Origin of the sequence: Clostridium sp. OS1-26, assembly GCF_030915445.1 — a bacterium.
Classification (GTDB): domain Bacteria; phylum Bacillota; class Clostridia; order Clostridiales; family Clostridiaceae; genus Clostridium_AM.
Window position 1 is genome coordinate 3469062 of sequence record NZ_CP133264.1, and the last position, 19489, is coordinate 3488550.

The window sequence follows — 19489 nt, forward strand, 5'->3', positions numbered from 1 at the left end:
GGAGGTTAAGTTATGATAATTACAACAACACCGCAAGTTGAGGGAAAAAGAATAATAGAGTATAAGGGAGTAGTTTTTGGAGAGGTTATTTCAGGAGTAAACTTTATCAAAGACTTTATGGCTGGCATAAGAGATCTAGTAGGTGGAAGGTCTCAAACTTATGAAGATGAGTTAATTTATGCTAGGGATAATGCCATAGAGGAAATGAAAAGAAGAGCACAGTCCATGGGAGCTAATGCTGTAGTTGGAGTAGATGTTGACTATGAAGTTCTTGGTCAAGGTGGCGGAATGCTCATGGTAACAGTATCTGGAACAGCTGTAGTAATCGAATATTAATATTTAATTATTACATAGGCTTTGTTTTAAAGACAAATTGTATATAACTACTGAGAGAAATAGAAGTATTATAAAGCAAACACTATCAGCTTATCTAGATTGAATAAGCTGATAGTGTTTATTTTAATTTTTGTATGCATCTAAAGTTTAAATTTACCTATAGGAATTATAGATAAGAATTTTGATTATTATTTAGTTAGCATAAGAGAAAACCTTACTTGTAGACATATATTAAAATACAAAAATGCAAGTTTACACAATATTGATAAATAAAGCTAAGAATTTTATTTATATTTTTGATTAAAAAGATTATATATACTATAATGTATGTAATATGATTATTTATATATATTTATACTAAAGTCATGTTAAAAAACTTGAAAATGGAGGAACCGTTATGAAAGATCCAAGAATAATAACACTTGCAAAGAATTTAATTAATTACTCTTGTAGTATTCAAAAGGGTGAAAAGGTTTTAATAGAAACTATAGGAACACCAAATCCTTTGACTCTTGAGTTAATAAAGCAAACTTATTTAGCTGGAGGAATTCCTTTTGTAACCAATAAGTTACCTGAAATTGATAGAGAATTATATATGAGCTGTACAGAAGAACAATTGGAGATGATGGCAAAATATGAGGCAGCTAGAATGTCTGATATGGATGCATATATAGGACTAAGAGCTCCGAGCAACCTAACAGAAACCTCTGATGTACCTGGTGAAAATATGTCTCTAGTTATGAAAAAGTTTTGGCAACCAGTTCATGGTGATATAAGAGTTCCTAAAACTAAGTGGGTAGTTTTGAGATATCCAACACCAGCTATGGCTCAATCATCAGGAAGTAGTACAGAGGCTTTTGAAGACTTCTATTTCAATGTATGCAATTTAGATTATGGTAAAATGTCAAAGGCTATGGATGCATTAGTGGATTTAATGAACAAAACTGATAAAGTTCATATAAAAGGAGAGGGAACAGATTTAAGATTCTCTATAAAAGGATTAAATGCTATAAAGTGTGATGGAAAGTTAAATATTCCAGATGGGGAAGTTTATTCAGCTCCAGTAAAAGACTCTGTTAATGGATATATTACATACAATACTCCAGCAGTATATAATGGATTTACTTATGAAAATATAAGACTTGAATTTAAAGATGGCAAAATAGTAAAAGCTACAGCAAATGATACAGAAAGAATAAATAAAGTATTTGATACAGATGAAGGCGCAAGATATGTAGGCGAATTTGCAATAGGAGTTAACCCATATATATTAAAACCTATGAAAGAAACTTTATTTGATGAAAAGATAGCGGGATCAATCCATTTTACACCAGGAGCATCTTATGACGATTGCTTTAATGGAAATAAATCTTCAGTACACTGGGATTTAGTATATATACAAAGACCTGAGTATGGCGGTGGAGAAATTTATTTTGACGACGTATTGATAAGAAAAGACGGTCTATTTGTAGTTGATGAATTAAAAGGTCTAAATCCAGATAACTTAAAATAATTAGTATTTAATGCTAAAGGGCTGCCTAAAAGATAGGCAGCCTTATTCTAATTTGCCTTTAATCCAGCCCCACATAAAGGTAAGATTATTTTTCCACTGAATTTATCAACATTATTTTTATAGTAATCGAAGAAACCAGCAAAGGTTGCAGCAGTAGTTGGCTCTACATAGAATCCTCTTTCTGCTAGATAGTTTTGTGTTCCAATTATTTTGTCTTCAGCAGCAAGGATAATTTCTCCCTTAGTATCTCTTATAGCCTCTATTACTTGGTTACCTCTCATTGGAGCAGCAATAGCAATTCCCTCAGCTAAAGTACCTCTATTAATTGTTTCTTCAACGAAATTTTTATTTTCTTTAAAGGCAGTATATATAGGAGCACAACCTTGGGATTGAACAGCAATAATTTTTGGCATTTTTTCAATTAGTTTTGATTCCAATAATTCTTTAAAACCGTAATAACAACCTAAAACTAGTGTACCATTTCCGACGGGAATCACTAGAACCTCTGGAACTTCACCCTTTAACTGTTCGTAGATTTCGTATGCATAAGTTTTTGTACCTTGGTAAAAGAAAGGGTTATAAACATGGCTGGCATAGAAGCCCTCTCCTCTTTCTACGGCCATTAAAGCTGCCTTTGCAGTAGCTTCTCTAGTACCAGAAATCACATGAACCTTTGCGCCATGAGAAGAAATCATTTTAATTTTTTTAGATGAGGTGCCTTCAGGAACATATATGTCGCATTCAATTCCTGCTCTACTTGCATAGGCAGCTACGGAATTGCCAGCATTACCGCTGCTGTCTTGGATAACTTTTTTCACTCCCAGCTCCTTTGCTTTAGCAATTAGAACAGCAGCGCCTCTGTCCTTAAAGGATAGTGTAGGCATCATATAATCCATCTTTACTAATAAATTTCGATTATCTTTATCAAGCGAAACAAGAGATGTTAAACCTTCACCCATAGTGATGTCCTTCCATAAAGTAAAGTTTTCATCAAAAGGAAGGGCCTTTAAATATCTAAATAAGCTCCATTCATTATCCAATATATCTTCTTTAGTAAATTTAAAATCAAACTTTTCAAGGTCTAGCATTCCTCCGCAGTCACATCTGAAAATAAGTGTTTTTGGATCATGTTTTTTTCCACATTTATTACAAACATAATTAATTGACATATGATCATCTCCCATCCTCAATCTTTTTTATTTCATCTAAATAACTATATACAGTTACTTTAGATATATTTAATTTCTCAGCTACTTTTTCAATTGCCCCTTTAATAAGGAATATTCCTTTTTTGTCCATAAACTTAATTAAATCAATTTTATCCTTTCTTTTCAGAGTATCAACATCATTAGTATTGATAATTTTATCTGTTAAATCATCTACTATTTCTATTACGTTATCAAAGGGCTCCACATCCTCTTCAGTCTTTTCTTGTTTAACGCTCATAAAGTCTTCTAGAAAGCCTTGAAAATTTCTCATTATTTCCAAGTCATAATTTATACATAGAGCACCGATTACTTTTCCTTTGGAATCTCTAATAAGAGCAGTAGAGGATTTTATTTCTCTACCATCTCCAGTAATGAATTTGTAGTTTGCGGTATAATCTTCATGAAATTCCTTTGATAATAGAACATCTTTAACTAAGTGATCAAAGGATTGGCCAACTTCTCTTCCGGTTACATGGTTATTAACTGCATAAACCACTGAATTTTGAGGTGTTGATAAATCATGAATTACTACTTCACAGTTTTTGCCAAAGGTTTTAGCTATCAGGTTAGCCGTTGGAATAAATTTTTCTAGATCTTTATTCAATTTAACCAATATAATCAACTCCATATATAAAATTATATTTAAAATTATTTTTATATAAAAAATTATATAAGTTTTGTAATGTTATTAGTATTTACCTTAAATTATATAATTTTTTATATAAAAATCAATACTAAGTATAAAAAATATATAAAAACTTATATTATTGATTTACTTGAGAGTTTAATATATACATTAATGCTTAAATATTAGAAAACTTTATTAATTGCAAGGAAAACAAAGGAAGCATATAATACATTGTTATTACAGTAAAAAGTGGTATAAAAAAGAAATGTTTTAGAGAAACAGGAGCTTGATTAACAAATATTATGATGGTAAAATATCGTTATTACAAATTTAAAAAGTGATATTTGATACCGCATGGAGGTGTTTGCAATGGATGATAACATTAAATTTCAAATTAAAGAGCAGGATGGCGTTCAGATAGTAGAAAATCTTGATGAAGTAGAGAGGCTTCCAAAAGAGAAAAGCAAGAAGGGTAAGTTAGCAGGATTAGGAGTTGCTGGGGCACTATTAGCTAAATTTTTGGTTAAGCTTAAATTTCTATTTGTTTTCCTTAAGTTAGGAAAAATATTGTCAACTTTTGGATCCATGATTCTTATGATTTGGGTATATGCTACAATTCATGGATGGATGTTTGCAGTAGGGTTTGTACTATTATTATTTATGCATGAAATGGGACATTATTTTGCAGCTAAAAAAGCTAAATTACCAGTGTCTACACCAATATTTATACCTTTTGTAGGAGCGTTTATTTCTATGAAAGAGATGCCGACAGATGCATCTACTGAAGCATTTGTGGCTATAGGAGGTCCTGTTCTTGGAAGTATCGGAGCATTAATATGTCTATTAATTTATTATATAACCGGAAAAAGCATATTTATAGCACTAGCATACAGTGGTTTTATACTCAACTTATTTAATCTTATACCTGTTCATCCATTAGATGGTGGACGTGTTGTTACAGCTATATCACCAGCACTTTGGATCATAGGTATACCTCTGATGTTAGTTGCTGCAGTAAAGTTTTTAAATCCTATAATAATAATGTTTCTAATTCTAGGAGCTATTGAATTATACAAATATTATAAAAATCCAGATAAAAAATACTATGAAGTTAAAAAATCTACCAGAGTAATATATGCCTTAACTTATTTTGGACTAATAGCAGTATTAGGTCTATGTAGTGGATATATTTATCATGTTATACCTAATGTAGCAAGGTAATGAATATTCAATTCAAAAACTTAACTCTACATTAATTCTTCACAATATAAATGGTTTTTAAAAACTTATAAAATTAAAATAAACAATTGAAAAGTAGTTATAAAAATGATATATTATTTAATATATCATTTTTATAATTTCAGGGAGGGATATCTTTTGTTTTTTAATAAAGATAAGATCAAGTATTTTGATCTAATAGTTGCTGTAATCATATCGTTTATAGGTATTGAACTAATTTTAAATTATAAAAATATATTATCAATAATAGGTACTGCAGCAAAAATTTTATCGCCATTTATTTTAGCTTTTATAATAGCGTATATGTTAAATCCAATAATGGTCTTTTTAGAGAAAAAGTTAAACTTAAAAAGAGGACAAAGCATACTAGTTACATATGCATTTATAGTTGGAGTGATAGTGGTTTTTTCCATGGTGCTGCTTCCTAAAATATTCAGCAGTGTAATGGAGATTATTCAAAATATACCTGCCTTTACATCAGAGGCGTATAAATGGATGTATAACCATAATACTAGCACGATGATTAATTCTAGTGAATTCATAAAGAATAATGCAGGTACATTGGTGCAAAAGTTTAGTTCTTTTACTTCTAATTGGTTAAATATAGTTTTATCAAAGACTATATCATTTACCAGCTCTTTGGTAAATATACTATTTGGATTAATAATATCCATATATATATTATCTGATAAAGAGAAGTTTAAAAGTATAGCAAAAAATATGACATGCATAACTTTTAAAGAAAAATATTCAAGCTATATAATAGATTTTTTTAAGAATGTAAATAATATGATAAGTTTATATATAGGTACAAAAGCTATAGATTCATTAATAATAGGTGTTATATGTTTTATTGGACTAATTTTATTCAAGTCTCCATATGCACTGCTTATATCTATAATAGTAACTATAACAAACATGATACCTTATTTTGGACCATTTATAGGTATGATTCCACCTTTTATAATAAATCTTTTTTATGATCCCAAAAGAGCAGTATGGATTTTAATATTTTTAGTATTGCTTCAACAATTTGATGCATGGTTCTTAGAGCCTAAGCTTGTAGGAGATAAAGTTGGATTAAGTCCTTTTTTAATTATATTTGGTATAACAGTTGGCGGAAGTTTGTTTGGTGTATGGGGAATGATACTAGCATCTCCCATTATGGCAGTTTTAAAAATATACATTGGAACCTGGTTTGAAAATAAGGTTAGAAAATTTAAGGAAAAAGAAAAATCAATTAAGGTATAGAGAGGAGAGAAGATTTTGGAAATACATGTGTTCTTAAAGAACCAAAAAGAACCAGTTGTGTATAGTGGAGATAGAATTGATGTGCTAGATTTTGAAATGGCTGGCGTTAAATATAAGCAGATAAGGTACTTTAAAAAAGGTTTTAGCAAAAGTGAGCTTATAGAAGAGAATATTGTAAATAAAATAGTTGAAAAGTAGTTGGTTACTTTCAACTATTTTTTAATCTTTGTATTATTAGTTATGTAATAATGTTGAATTGTCCTGAAATTTCCTATAAAATTAAATTATACTAAATGTTTACTGAAATTAGGATTAAAGTAGATAGTTTGAAAGGTGGAAGCTTATGAACATAGTTGTTGTTGGGGCCGGACACGGGGGCTGTAGCATTATTCAATCTTTAAGTAATATTAGTGATATAAAAATTAAAACCGTTGTTGATAGAGACATGGATGCATCAGGAATTAAGTTAGCCAAGCAGTTAGGTATTACTTGCTTAAAATCAATAGATGATATAAGTTGTGATAATATTGATATAATTCTTGAGGTTACAGGGAGCGAGAATGTTTCAAGAATTCTGTTTGAAAAATTTAGTGACAAGACTACTATACTTAATTCTAAGGCTGCATTATTAATAACAACTTTAGTGAAAAAAGATATAGAAACATTGGAAAAGCTTAATAAGAGTATGGAAGTAATTAATGATACTTCATCTGTAATACAAAAGGAGCTTAAAGATATATCAACCAGTGTTAAAGATATTCATAATGTGAGCGATACTTTAGTGATTTCTACTAAAAATTCAAATGAATATATTACTAAAACAGATGAAATAATAAAGTATGTAGAAAAAATGACTAAATATACGAAAATATTAGGACTTAATGCTGCAATTCAAGCAGCAAGAGCTGGAGAGCAAGGAAAGGGATTTTCGGTAGTTGCAACTGAAATTCAAAAGCTTGCAGAAAGTACAAGAGGTTTTAGTGAAGAAATAAGTAAAATTTTGAATCAGTTATCCGGTGAAATAAAGAATATCAAAGAAGAGTCAAATAAATTAAATTCTTTATCAGAACTTCAGGTTACTGCTTCAAATAAAGTCAACAATGCGGTAGATAAATTAGTTAATGAAACAAGTTAACTTGGATACTACATTTATATAAACAGAATTAAAATCTAGCATAGTTTTAAATATAAAAAGAATCTCCTGTAATTAGGTTTTCGGCAAAACCAATTAAATTACATGGAGATTCTTATTTTAGGAAATCAATTCATTCATTTCAACAGCAATATTTTTTAAGCTTTCAGCACTGCTGGTCAATTCTTCACTTATAGCTAAATTTTGACTTATGGATTTGTTAACTAAATTGAAATTGTTTATAGTTTCTTTTGTAGTTTCACAGATATTGCTATTAAATACAACAACACTTTGAGTTTCTGATAATAGAGTATTAGTCAGCGTACTTATTTCTTGTATATTTATTCCAGAATCCTTTAATCCAGTTAGCATAACTCTTATATTTTCAACAGCATTAGTTATAATAGCGTCTCCAGTGCTTATTTTTTCAGTGTTCTCGGTCATAAGATTCTCTACCTCAGTAACTCTTTCCTTAAACTCATTAGTAATCAATGATACATCGTTTAGCGATTCTCTTGTATTTTCAGCGAGAGTTCTGATTTCATCTGCAACAACTGCAAAACCTCGTCCAAGCTCACCAGCTCTTGCTGCTTCAATAGATGCATTTAATGCAAGAAGATTGGTTTGGTCAGATATCTGTCTTATTATAAGGAGTATTTCATCAATTTGTTGAGATTTTTCCTCTAATATCTTTGTAGCATCAAATGTATTTTCTACACTATTTTTTATACTACTTATAATATTCAGAGTTTCACTTAACGCTTCTTCATTTTGATTAGACAAATGAATGAGATTTGTAGAATTGCTTTCAGTATCTTTAGCTTTAGTTGAGATAGATTCATTTGCATTCAAAAGTTCATTAAGTATTCTAGTATTTTCAGAAGAATTGTTTAACAGCTTATCTGCATCTTCAGAAATTGTTTGAGTAGTATTTGATATTTCCTCCATAGCTTTACTTTCTTCTGTAGATATAGCAGCTAATGTTTCACTTGAACTTAACAAACATTTGGCAAATTCAGCGGTTTTATTAAATAAATTACTTATATTTTCATTATTCTTTTTAAGTTCTTCTTCACTCTTTTCGATAGATTTTAGCAGCTTAGATGAAAAGGAGGTAAAAGCTATAATAGCAAATGAAACTAGGAATATAGCAACTATTCTAAGTATCAATTCTCTTAAAAAAAACTGATTTGGTAATGTATAAGGATTCATAGTAAACACTATAATTTCTGAGACAATACTTAATATAATGGAAATTATATTCATTTTGTTATCCAAAAATAGGGAACCAAGTAAAATAAAATAAAATACTGTTACCCAAAGCTCTTTGGATGGAATTATTAAACCCATATATATGCAGTTTGTATAAGAAACTACAAGTATAACTATTTTTAGATTTTTGAAGACTTTATCGTTTAGCTTTTTATCTGCAACTGCTAGCTTATACATAACATTGAGAATAACTATTTCAAAAACACTTAGTAAAGATAGTGCAATTAAATAAGACCAACTAACTTCATTATACAAGCCCGATAGTTTCATTATAGAAAACAATGATCCTGCTAGTAACGCGCTTATAGAATAGATGACTATAACGAATTTTAATGTTTGCTCTTGATATTTAACTATAGTGTTTGAATTGGTTTGCATATAACTACTCAACTCCTTAAAATTATTACCATTTATATAGTAAGGTTCCTACACTGTATCCAGAGGCTACAGAGCAGAATACAACTATATCATCTCTATTAAATTTTTTATATTTTAATCTGTCATCTAAAGCCATAATAGGACTTGTACACCCAGTATACCCATATTTATTTCCAACAAAGGTTGCCTTGCTTATATCGGCGCCTAGTTTATCTAAGGTTAACTCAAGATCTACTCGTGAAAATTGTGACATAAAATAATGGTTAACGTCCTCAGGTACGTATCCACAGTCCTGTAAAAGTTTTGTGATTGTTTCACTCCATTTTTCTGAAAGAAAACTAAAATCGAAGGGTTTCCAAAGCATTTTTTTATCTTCTGAATCAATATTATTATCAGGAACACTTGACATTCCGCATCCTGGCATGGTTACAGACCAGTAGTAGGAATCATCTGTAAACATTCTAGAACCTAAAATGCCTCTTTCTTCCTCTTCATCTCTTTTTTCAAGAATTACTGCGGCTGCACCATCAGCAGAACATCCAAAAGCCACCATATCATCTTGCCTAGCTAGTGCACTGATTAGCAGTGATCCAACAACTAATACTCTTTTATATTTTGCATCAGTTTTAAGATACCTAGCTGCTATATCCATACCTGTTATCATACCGATACAATTACAGTTAACATCAAAAACTGATGAAACATTCTCTGCTTTAAGTTGATTTTTAATTAAAAGAGCACAGCAAGGTGATAAATATTCAGGTGTATCTGATACCGAGATAATCATATCAACATCAGATGCAGATAACCCTGCACTGGCTAAAGCTTGATTAGAGGCTTGAACTGCCATGGTAACACTAGTTTCACCCTTGTCAGCAAGAGTTCTTATTTCTCTGCCTAACTTGTCCATAAGTGCTGCAGCGTGATCTTCAAGTTGATATTTTTTAAAATGTTCAACGAAATAGTGGTTGTCTAATTGTCTGTTGGGATGATATGTTCCAACTCCAATTATATGTACATTTTTATTCATAGTAACTCCCCCTAATAATTTGCTGCAAAAACAAAAAAATAGCAATGCTAAGCAATGCTATTTTTAAACAGCGTTAACCTAGCAACCTGACAATCATGGGAAAATGTCCTTTAGACTCATGGCTTTGCGTCCTTACCTTTAGATAAGTTTGCCTTTATTAAGTTTGACTATTATTTTGTTTAAGCTACTATTTAATATCAGTTTTAATTATATCATAATTTTCATAAAACTCAACATATCTGTCGAACGATGTGTATAATATAGTTACGAATGTCATTATAATGTGAAAATAACAGGAGGATATAAATATCATGTTTATAGATGTTCACACTCATATAGATCAATATAATAAAGAGGATTTAAAAAGGGCCATAAAGGAAATAAATGAAAATAAAATATTGAGTATAGCTAATTCAATGGATATGGAATCTTATATAAAAAGCAAGAAAATATCTAAAATGAGTTCTTATATAGTACCTACCTTTGGGATACACCCATGGAAAGCAAAAGGTTGTGAAAGAGACTTATGTACGCTTATTCCATATATAGAAGAAACTCCAATTGTTGGAGAGATAGGCCTTGATTTTTTTTGGGTGGAAGATAAAACAAGTTTTGAATCGCAAATAAAAGTATTTGAATTTTTCTTACGTGAGGCTAAGCGGCTAAATAAGGTTATAAATATCCATACTAAAGGTGCTGAAGAAGAGGTTTTAAAGCTTTTAGATAAGTACTCTATGAGTAGGGTGATAGTCCACTGGTATTCTGGTCCTAAGAATGTGTTAAATAAAATGATAGATAGAGGGTACTATTTTACAATAAGTACGGAGCTTTTTATTCGGATATTATAAGAGAAATAGCAGCCTTTATACCTGTAGATAAAATGTTTGTAGAAACTGATGGGCCAGGAGCAGAAGAATGGTTAAGTGGTAATATAGGAATGCCCAAATTAGTTTTAAAGATTATGAAAGCATTAGGCGAGATGAAAAAACTGACCTTTGAAGAAATGGAAAAACAGATGGAAGATAATTTTAATGCCTTAGTTGGAAAGGATATATAGAGTTTAAGATCTTAAGTTAGCTTTGACATAATTATCTATAAAATGATATAATAACAGTTAGCAAAGGTTATTAAGTTTGACCCTTTTCCAAGCTGGGAGAAGGGTTTTGTGTATTTTTAGACAGGCAACTGATAATACTTTAGGTATTGTTATTAAAGCAATGTTTTTGTAAAAATATATATCTAATTGTTTAGGATGTGTAATTAGTGAAAAATTATAGTAAGTCAATTAATGGAACTATATCCGTTGTTTTTCAGTTAATATTAATTTTTTTATGGCAATTAGTTGTGGATAAAGGAGGAATACCTAAATATATTCTTCCATCCCCTAAGGACATAATAAATACTCTTTTTAGAATTATGCCAGATTTAAAGCCTCACATTTATGCTACCTTATATGAAGCTCTTTTAGGTTTTTTGCTTTCAGTAATTTTTGCAATAATATTATCTATAATTATGGACAGTGTAAAAATAGTAAAGAGCTGTATTTATCCTATACTTGTAATTTCTCAGACAATACCAACAATAGCTTTAGCGCCAATATTTATAATATGGTTTGGTTTTGGAATGCTTCCAAAGGTTATTGTTGTTGTAATGGTGTGTTTTTTTCCAATTGTCATAAGTTTAATTGATGGATTAGAAGCGGCTGATAACGATATGTTGAGCCTCATGGATATAATGGGAGCTTCTAGGATACAGAAATTCATTTTTGTTAAGTTTCCAGGTTCTTTAGGTTCTTTTTTCTCAGGACTTAGAATAGCGGCAACATACAGCATAATGGGGGCGGTAATTGGTGAGTGGCTTGGAGGAGACAAAGGGCTTGGTATATTTATGGTAAGAGCTAAAAATGCTTATGCTCTTGATAAAATATTTGCAGCTATAATTATAATAATAATATTAAGCATGGCTTTATTTGGATTCATGTATATGCTTCAATATATTTTTATGCCATGGCAAAGAAAAGTTAAAGAAAGAGGATAGTAACACCGCTGTAATTATAAGTTTAAGAACAGAAAAGTCAGTTTTCTAGTTCAAGTACTTATAACTATGGCAGTGTTATTTCTTGTTTATTATACTTTTTTCTATATTTTTAAGAATAATCTTTTCAGAGTTTCTTGATATTTGATCCGGTGTTTGTTCTAGGTTTAAATAATTGATTATGCTGGTATAAATATTTGTTAATCGATTCAATTTATAAGTAGAGCTATATGCTGCATTTGCTGTAAAGTATGTATAAAATAATATAGCTGAAATACCAAAAGTAATGACAAATTTTCGTTTGTTAAATATTGCCATAAAACACGCACCTTTCTTTGATAATTATAAAAGATAAATCATTTTACAATTCTAATATATAGTTATCTTACATTAGGTGAAAAAATATACTAAAAAAGAGCAAAGAGAGCTCAATAAACTTCCAACAAATGTATCAAATAGATAGTGTGCTCTAAGTAAATCTTATATATGGATAGAATAAATAACTACAATTTAATTTTACATGTATACTTTTAAGTAAGATTTAAGTCAACGTTAAATTAGTATTAAAGGTTTTTATATATAAATATAAAAATCATACTTAAAGAACTTACAAATCTAAAGTTGTTATTATGTAGACGGTTTGACATATTTATGCACGAAGTGATATACTTTATATGCTAGATATTTCAATAAAATAAATTAGGGGAGGCAATACTATTGTCTGAGAGGAAGTTTTAAGCTTCGACCCTTATAACCTGAATTGGGTAATGCCAACGTAGGGAAAATAGTTTAATTTTAATTTGTTGCTATTTTAGCCCTTTTCGCATTCATGAAAAGGGTTTTTTATTATTTCGAAGGGAGGTTGCCGGGTATTTACCGGGCAGTGTATTTATGAAAGGAAAAAAACTTTTAACCATTTTAACTTCAGTTATAGTAGCAACTGCTATTTTTGCAGGATGCGGATCAACAAATAAGGCGCCTCAAAGTAATACAACAGAAAAGAAAGAATTAACAAAGGTTAAGGTGATACTAGATTGGACACCTAATACTAATCACACGGGCTTATATGTAGCTAAGGATAAAGGTTACTATAAAGAAGAAGGTTTAGATGTGGAAATAATTCAACCTTCAGAAGGAGCAGTAGGAAACCTAATAGCTGCTGGCAAAGGTGATTTTGGTGTAAGTTACCAGGAAGATTTAACCTATGCTAGAACTTCAGAAAATCCACTTCCTATTAAGGCTATAGCTGCTATAATTCAACATAATACTTCAGGCTTTGCAGCTCCAAAGAGCAAAAACATAAAAACTGTAAAAGATTTTGAAGGAAAGACTTACGGAGGATGGGGCTCACCTTCTGAGAAAGCTGTATTACAGGCAATAATGCAAAAGGAAGGTGCTGATTTTAATAAACTTAAGATAGTTGACATGGGAAGTCAAGATTTCTTTTCAGCAACTAAAAGTAATATAGATTTTGCATGGATATATGAAGGTTGGACTGGTATAGAAGCAAAACTTAAAAACATACCTTTAGATTACATAGAGGTAAGAAAATTAAATCCTGATTTAGACTACTATACGCCTATACTTATAGCAAATGAAAGTACTTTAAAGAATAAACCAGAATTAGTTAAGAAGTTTATGAAAGCAACTACTAAGGGATATGAATTTGCTATGGATAAACCAGAAGAAGCTGCGGATATTTTGGTTAAAAATGCTCCAGAGATAGATAAAAACCTTGCTGTAGAAAGTCAAAAATATCTTAAAAATAAATACAAGGAAGATGCTCCAAGATGGGGAGAAATGAAGGCATCTGTTTGGAACAACTACACAAAATTCCTTCTTGATAAGAAACTTATAACTAAAGATATGAAGGCAGAGGATGCATTTACAAATGAGTTCCTTCCATCTAAGTAATTTCAAAGGAGATAGGCTGTTTTGAATAGTAGGAAAGATGATAAAAAGCTTGTATTAAAAAATGTATCAAGATCTTTTGATACAGATAAAATACTTAATAATATAAGCTTAGAGGTAAGAGAAGGTGAATTTGTAAGTCTTCTCGGACCAAGTGGAAGTGGCAAGAGCACAATATTAAATATAATATCAGGAGTACTGAAGCCAGATAAAGGAGAAGTAAAGGTTGAAGGAGAAATTAGCTATATGCACCAGAAGGATTTGCTTCTTCCTTGGAAAAAAGTAATAGATAATGTAGCCTTGCCTCTTTATATAAAGGGAAAAAGTAAAGCTGAAGGAAGAAAACAGGTTATAGATTACTTTGAGCCCTATGGATTAAAAGGGTATGAGTTTAAATATCCTTTCCAATTATCTGGAGGAATGAAACAAAGGGCAGCATTTTTAAGAACTTATATGACTTCTAATAACATAATGCTTTTAGATGAGCCTTTTGGTGCATTAGATGCTATAACAAGAGGGAAAATGCAAAATTGGCTTTTGAATGTAATAAAGGACTTAAGAAGTACTATACTATTTATAACTCACGATATAGAAGAAGCTATATATCTTTCAAATAGAATTTATATATTATCTGATAAACCTGCCTGTATAAAAGGTGAGATAGAAGTAGATCTGCCTAAAAATAGAACTAAAGATATGATAACTTCAGAAAAATTTGTAGCAATAAAAAAACAGGTGCTAGATCTTATGTAGTAAGTCGCTATGCCTTGTCATGCTATGCATTCGAATATCAAAAGTTAAATGCGTGATATAGAGAAAGTGAGAGAATAAATCTCACTTTCTTTTTATTTGTGAAGAACTCGTTGAATTTGAAAATTTATATAATATTAACATTTCAGGTGATATTGATATATTGCAAGTATTTATTCATTTTTTATAGATTAATTTAAGTATTAAAGATACTTGCTATTAAGTCAAAATAGTACTATAATCAATAACGTTGCCTTTAAGGGTAATTTAAGTAAATTTTTATACATAAGAGAAAGAAGTGTGAAAAAGTGTTAGTTCCAAAATTATTTACTTGCATCAAAGATTATACTAAAGAACAATTCGCAAAGGATTTTATTGCTGGAATTATTGTAGCAGTAATAGCACTCCCTTTGTCTATAGCTCTTGCAATAGCATCAGGAGTATCTCCTGAAAAAGGGCTATATACTGCAATTATAGGAGGATTTATAGTATCCTTTCTTGGAGGAAGCAGAGTTCAAATCGGTGGACCTACAGGTGCCTTCATAATAATAGTTTACGGAATAATAGAGAAGTACGGCATAACAGGACTAACTGTTGCTACAATAATGGCAGGAGCAGTTTTAATCATTATGGGATTATGCAGATTTGGTAAGGCGCTAAAGTTTATTCCGTATCCTATAACTACAGGATTTACATGTGGTATTGCAATATCTATATTTTCAACTCAAATAAAGGATTTCCTTGGATTAAAAATAACATCTGTGCCATCGGAATTTATAGCAAAATGGGAATCATATATAAATCACTTAAATACAGTGAACTATGAAGCTTTATTTATAGGTGCTTTAGCCCTTATAATAATAGTTTTATGGCCTAAAATAAATAAAAAAATTCCAGGAACACTAATTGCTCTAATTATAACTACTATAATAACTATAGCTTTTAAATTAAATGTAGAAACTATAGGAAGTCGTTTTGGGGATATACCAGCTGTGCTTCCTAAAATAGCTGTGCACGATATTAATATGAATATGATAAAAGAATTAATACCGCCATCTATGACAATTGCAGTTTTAGCAGCAATTGAGTCTCTTTTATCTGCAGTAGTAGCGGATGGAATGATTGGTGGTAATCACCGCTCAAATATGGAATTAGTTGCACAGGGTTTTGCTAATGTTTTTTCAGGACTTTTTGGGGGAATACCGGTTACTGGTGCTATAGCAAGAACTGCAGCTAATATAAAAAATGGAGGAAGAACCCCGATAACAGGAATTGTACATGCAGTATCACTGCTGCTTATTATGATGCTATTTATGCCTTATGTTAAACTTCTTCCTATGACTTCTTTGGCTGCTATATTGATTGTGGTATCTTATAATATGGGAGATTGGAAAGTATTTAAAAATCTTAGCAAAGCACCTAAAAGTGATGCTATAATATTTTTAACAACATTTTTACTTACAATATTATTAGATTTAGTGGTAGCTATAGGAATTGGTGTGGTATTGGCTTCTTTCCTTTTCATGAAGAGAATGGCAGATTACGGAGAAGTAAAGTGTTTGTCAGATAAAGATAAGGACTGTTCAAGGCTAATGAATACAACAGCTTTTCCGGATAAAATATCCTTTTATGAAATCCAGGGACCTTTCTTCTTTGCAGCAGCAGACAAATTTGTCAAGGTTGCTAAAAACATAGAAGAAAATCATGAGGTGCTAATAATAAAAATGAGCAAGGTACCAACTATGGATGCAACAGGATATCATGAATTTGAAACTTTGTATGATATATGCCAAAATCAGCAAAAGGATCTTGTTATATTAGAAGCTAAAGAGCAGCCATTTCATGTGCTTCAGAGGTATGGTTTTGTAGATAAATTGGGAAGAGAAAACTTCTGTAATAATATTGAAGAGGCTATTGAGAGAACAAATTATTTACTAGATTGTAAATCTAGAAGCAATGTTGCATAAACTAAATGAAAAAAGTATATACTTTTAGATTAACATATATTATTTATACAAGGAAGGTATAATTTTTATACTTTCCTTTTTGTATGAATTTAAGTAAACGTATTCATTAAATATCACTAATAGTATTGTTTGTGATATTTAATATAAAATTATTGTTAATTATTTAACTTATAAATATGAAAAATAATGAAAAAATAAACGCATAAATATGAAAAACAATGAAAATATACATGTATAAATATGAAAAATGGTGAAAATTTAGTAATTTTTTCAAAAATGGTTGAAAAATGTAAGATAAATTTGTATAATTTAATACAATGACTACTAAGGAGTGATAAAAAGTGAACAAAAAGAAAAGAAGTTTTCCAACTGCGTTTACTGTGTTATTTATAGTTTTAATTTTTGCAGCTGCTCTTACTTATATAGTTCCAGCAGGTTCCTATGCGAAATTAAAGTATGAATCTGATAAAAAGGTTTTCACAGTAACCAAGCCAGACGGATCTGTAGAAGAGGCAAAACCTACACAAGAAACACTTAATAAGCTTGGGGTCAAGGTTGATATACAAAGATTCGTTGATGGAAGTATTAGTAAACCGGTAGCAATTCCAGGTACATATGAGAAAGTAAAACAAAATCCTCAAGGTCCTCTTGATGTGATACAAGCTCCAGTAAAAGGTATACAGGAGACTATTGATATTATTGCGTTCTTACTTATAATTGGAGGATGTATTGGGGTACTAAATAATAGTGGTGCTTTTGATGCTGGTATTGATAGTCTTTCACGTGCTACTAAAGGAAAAGAATTTTTATTAATTGTTATTATTACAGTGCTAATTTCATTAGGTGGAACGACTTTCGGATTAGCAGAGGAAACAATTGCTTTGTATCCAATACTTGTTCCCGTATTCATGGCAGCTGGATATGATGCACTTGTCTGTATAGCTGCACTTTATATGGGATCATCAATTGGTACAATGTTTTCAACGGTAAACCCATTCTCCTCAGTAATTGCTTCTAATGCTGCTGGAACAACATTTACTGCAGGATTAGGCATGAGGACAGCGGGTTTAATCATTGCGACAATATTTACTATTATTTATATAGTTAAGTATGGTAAAAAAATCAAGAAAGATCCAACTAAATCATTTATATATGATCAAAAAGAAGAAATTGAAGAAAAGTTTCTAAAGAGCCATAAGCAGAAGGTTATTCCAGAGTTTACTTTCAGACGTAAATTAATGCTTTTAGTATTTGGATCGGCCTTTGCTGTAATGATTTGGGGAGTTTCTACTAAAGAATGGTGGTTTACTGAAATGACTACATTATTTCTTGTTGTAGGAATAGCATTAGGTGTCATTTCAGGAATGGGTGAAAAAGAGTTTGTTAATAAGTTTGTTGCTGGTGCTGCTGATTTAATTAGTGTTGCATTGGTTGTTGGAGTAGCAAGAGCTATTAATTTAGTTATGGAAAATGGGCTAATATCTGATTCCATACTGCATTTTTCATCAAATGCAGTTCAAGGAATGAATCCATATATATTCATACTTGTAATGCTTTTATTATTTATAATTCTTGGCTTCTTTATTCCATCATCATCAGGGCTTGCAGTACTATCAATGCCAATTATGGCTCCATTAGCAGATGCTGTTGGATTACCAAGAGATGTAATAGTAAGCGCATATCAATATGGACAAGGCTTAATAGCATTTATAACTCCAACAGGACTTATACTAGCTACCTTAGCACTTGTTGATGTAACTTATGACAAATGGTTAAAATTCATTATGCCATTAATGGGATATACTGCAGCATTTGCGGGGATAATGCTATTAATTCAAGTAGCATTTAAATAAGAATTTAGAGGGCTGTATCAGAATGATTTAAAAAATTATTTTGATGCAGCTTCTTATTTATTATAAGAATAATACTATATTTGGTAAGTCCTTGGTATAATATAATGGAAGTCTGTATTTTATTATATTGAAGGAGGAAACGTTTAGTGGATATAAGAGAAGCAGCAATAAAAAGGAAATCAATGCGAACTTATAAAGAAGAGCCAATTTCGCAAGAACTGAGACAAAAGCTAATAAATTATATAGAGAATGTAAAAGCACCGTTCAATACTAAAGTAAGATTAAAAATAATTGATATGGACAATACAAGTCCAGATGTGAAACTAGGAACTTATGGAGTTATTAAAGGAGCAAAAACTTTTATATTCTCAGCAGTAGAGAAGGGAAACAGATATGAAGAAAATCTAGGATATGTTTTTGAAAAAATAATATTATATGCAACAACATTAGGTTTAGGAACTTGCTGGCTTGGAGGAACCTTTAAAAGAGGAGAATTTGGAAAGGCAATGGAACTAAAAGAAAAAGAATTTATTCCTGTAATAACTCCTATAGGGTATGCTAAAGAAAATAGAAGCTTACTGGACTCTTTAATGGTAGTTGTTGCTGGTTCTAAAAATAGAAAAGATTGGAATGAACTGTTTTTCGATAAAAGTTTTGATAAAGTTGCTAAAAGAGAGGACATTGGAAAATTTGAAGAGGCCTTTGAGATGGTTAGAATAGCGCCTTCAGCCTCAAACAAGCAGCCTTGGAGAATAGTTAAGAACGGAAATAGCTTTCATTTCTTCATAGCTAGAAATAATGGATATGGAAAGGCATTAAATTTTGATATACAAAGATTAGACATAGGCATAGCAATGTGTCACTTTGAATCTACATTAAATGAACTTGGGTTTTTAGGAAAATGGAATGATGACAATCCAAATTTGACTACTGCTGAGAATACAGAATATATAATCACTTACACTGTTAGTTAAATAAAAATAAATT

General features: G+C 30.6%; 19 protein-coding genes and 2 riboswitches. Of the genes, 14 read left to right on the forward strand and 5 right to left on the reverse strand.

Features of this window, described 5'->3' with window-relative positions; translation table 11 throughout:
- Positions 1 to 12 precede the first annotated feature (12 nt).
- Together RCG18_RS16990 and RCG18_RS16995 are read left to right on the forward strand one after the other, a co-directional pair.
- Positions 13 to 336 carry a putative heavy metal-binding protein gene (locus RCG18_RS16990; RefSeq protein ID WP_308037216.1) on the forward strand — a complete coding sequence of 108 codons (324 nt, stop codon included), beginning with the start codon at positions 13 to 15 and terminating at the stop codon, positions 334 to 336.
- Between the two features lie 397 nt (positions 337 to 733).
- Positions 734 to 1849 (forward strand): aminopeptidase, encoded by a 1116-nt coding sequence (locus RCG18_RS16995; protein ID WP_308037217.1) that lies wholly within the window; start codon positions 734 to 736, stop codon positions 1847 to 1849.
- A gap of 47 nt (positions 1850 to 1896) precedes the next feature.
- Here the strand turns inward: RCG18_RS16995 and RCG18_RS17000 are convergent, their stop codons facing one another.
- Entirely contained in the window at positions 1897 to 3018 is a 1122-nt protein-coding gene (locus tag RCG18_RS17000; RefSeq protein WP_308037218.1) for a threonine synthase, read from the reverse strand.
- Positions 3019 to 3022: 4 nt separating this feature from the next.
- Positions 3023 to 3670: a PAS domain-containing protein gene (locus tag RCG18_RS17005; RefSeq protein WP_308037219.1), complete on the reverse strand. Its 648-nt coding sequence runs from the start codon at positions 3668 to 3670 to the stop codon at positions 3023 to 3025.
- A gap of 384 nt (positions 3671 to 4054) precedes the next feature.
- Between RCG18_RS17005 and RCG18_RS17010 the strand changes: the two genes are divergently transcribed.
- The 4 genes from RCG18_RS17010 to RCG18_RS17025 all read left to right on the forward strand — a co-directional run bounded on the left by RCG18_RS17010 (position 4055) and on the right by RCG18_RS17025 (position 7310).
- Positions 4055 to 4906 (forward strand): site-2 protease family protein, encoded by an 852-nt coding sequence (locus RCG18_RS17010; protein ID WP_308037220.1) that lies wholly within the window; start codon positions 4055 to 4057, stop codon positions 4904 to 4906.
- A gap of 105 nt (positions 4907 to 5011) precedes the next feature.
- Positions 5012 to 6175 carry an AI-2E family transporter gene (locus RCG18_RS17015; RefSeq protein WP_374118916.1) on the forward strand — a complete coding sequence of 388 codons (1164 nt, stop codon included), beginning with the start codon at positions 5012 to 5014 and terminating at the stop codon, positions 6173 to 6175.
- Positions 6176 to 6190: 15 nt separating this feature from the next.
- The gene (locus RCG18_RS17020; RefSeq protein ID WP_308037222.1) at positions 6191 to 6373 is read left to right on the forward strand and encodes a hypothetical protein; all 183 of its coding nucleotides are present in this window, start codon (positions 6191 to 6193) and stop codon (positions 6371 to 6373) included.
- A 145-nt stretch (positions 6374 to 6518) separates the two neighbouring features.
- Complete coding sequence (locus RCG18_RS17025; protein ID WP_308037223.1) at positions 6519 to 7310, forward strand: methyl-accepting chemotaxis protein; 792 nt, start codon at positions 6519 to 6521, stop codon at positions 7308 to 7310.
- Positions 7311 to 7427: 117 nt separating this feature from the next.
- Here RCG18_RS17025 and RCG18_RS17030 read toward each other — a convergent pair whose 3' ends face one another.
- Entirely contained in the window at positions 7428 to 8957 is a 1530-nt protein-coding gene (locus RCG18_RS17030) for a methyl-accepting chemotaxis protein (protein ID WP_308037224.1), read from the reverse strand.
- Positions 8958 to 8982: 25 nt separating this feature from the next.
- Complete coding sequence (locus RCG18_RS17035) at positions 8983 to 9987, reverse strand: ketoacyl-ACP synthase III (RefSeq protein WP_308037225.1); 1005 nt, start codon at positions 9985 to 9987, stop codon at positions 8983 to 8985.
- A 77-nt stretch (positions 9988 to 10064) separates the two neighbouring features.
- Positions 10065 to 10150, reverse strand: a riboswitch (cyclic di-GMP riboswitch).
- Positions 10151 to 10298: 148 nt separating this feature from the next.
- Here RCG18_RS17035 and RCG18_RS17040 point away from each other — a divergent pair.
- The 3 genes from RCG18_RS17040 (at position 10299) to RCG18_RS17050 (ending at position 12024) form a co-directional block, all read left to right on the forward strand.
- Entirely contained in the window at positions 10299 to 10835 is a 537-nt protein-coding gene (locus tag RCG18_RS17040; protein WP_308037226.1) for a TatD family hydrolase, read from the forward strand.
- A gap of 32 nt (positions 10836 to 10867) precedes the next feature.
- The gene (locus RCG18_RS17045) at positions 10868 to 11044 is read left to right on the forward strand and encodes a hypothetical protein (RefSeq protein ID WP_308037227.1); all 177 of its coding nucleotides are present in this window, start codon (positions 10868 to 10870) and stop codon (positions 11042 to 11044) included.
- A 206-nt stretch (positions 11045 to 11250) separates the two neighbouring features.
- Positions 11251 to 12024 (forward strand): ABC transporter permease, encoded by a 774-nt coding sequence (locus RCG18_RS17050; protein WP_308037228.1) that lies wholly within the window; start codon positions 11251 to 11253, stop codon positions 12022 to 12024.
- A 75-nt stretch (positions 12025 to 12099) separates the two neighbouring features.
- Here RCG18_RS17050 and RCG18_RS17055 read toward each other — a convergent pair whose 3' ends face one another.
- On the reverse strand, positions 12100 to 12339 hold the full coding sequence (locus RCG18_RS17055; protein WP_308037229.1) for a hypothetical protein: 240 nt from the start codon (positions 12337 to 12339) through the stop codon (positions 12100 to 12102).
- Between the two features lie 373 nt (positions 12340 to 12712).
- Positions 12713 to 12820: riboswitch (TPP riboswitch) on the forward strand.
- 92 nt (positions 12821 to 12912) lie between these two features.
- On the opposite strand from RCG18_RS17055, the gene RCG18_RS17060 reads away from it, so the two are divergent.
- From RCG18_RS17060 to RCG18_RS17080, 5 genes are all read left to right on the forward strand, one after another.
- Positions 12913 to 13935, forward strand: a complete 1023-nt coding sequence (locus RCG18_RS17060) for an ABC transporter substrate-binding protein (protein ID WP_308037230.1) — start codon at positions 12913 to 12915, stop codon at positions 13933 to 13935.
- 21 nt (positions 13936 to 13956) lie between these two features.
- Complete coding sequence (locus tag RCG18_RS17065) at positions 13957 to 14685, forward strand: ABC transporter ATP-binding protein (protein WP_308037231.1); 729 nt, start codon at positions 13957 to 13959, stop codon at positions 14683 to 14685.
- A 305-nt stretch (positions 14686 to 14990) separates the two neighbouring features.
- Entirely contained in the window at positions 14991 to 16649 is a 1659-nt protein-coding gene (locus RCG18_RS17070) for a sulfate permease (protein WP_308037232.1), read from the forward strand.
- A gap of 341 nt (positions 16650 to 16990) precedes the next feature.
- Positions 16991 to 18502 carry a YfcC family protein gene (locus RCG18_RS17075; protein WP_308037233.1) on the forward strand — a complete coding sequence of 504 codons (1512 nt, stop codon included), beginning with the start codon at positions 16991 to 16993 and terminating at the stop codon, positions 18500 to 18502.
- Between the two features lie 146 nt (positions 18503 to 18648).
- On the forward strand, positions 18649 to 19476 hold the full coding sequence (locus RCG18_RS17080; RefSeq protein ID WP_308037234.1) for a nitroreductase family protein: 828 nt from the start codon (positions 18649 to 18651) through the stop codon (positions 19474 to 19476).
- Positions 19477 to 19489: the final 13 nt, after the last annotated feature.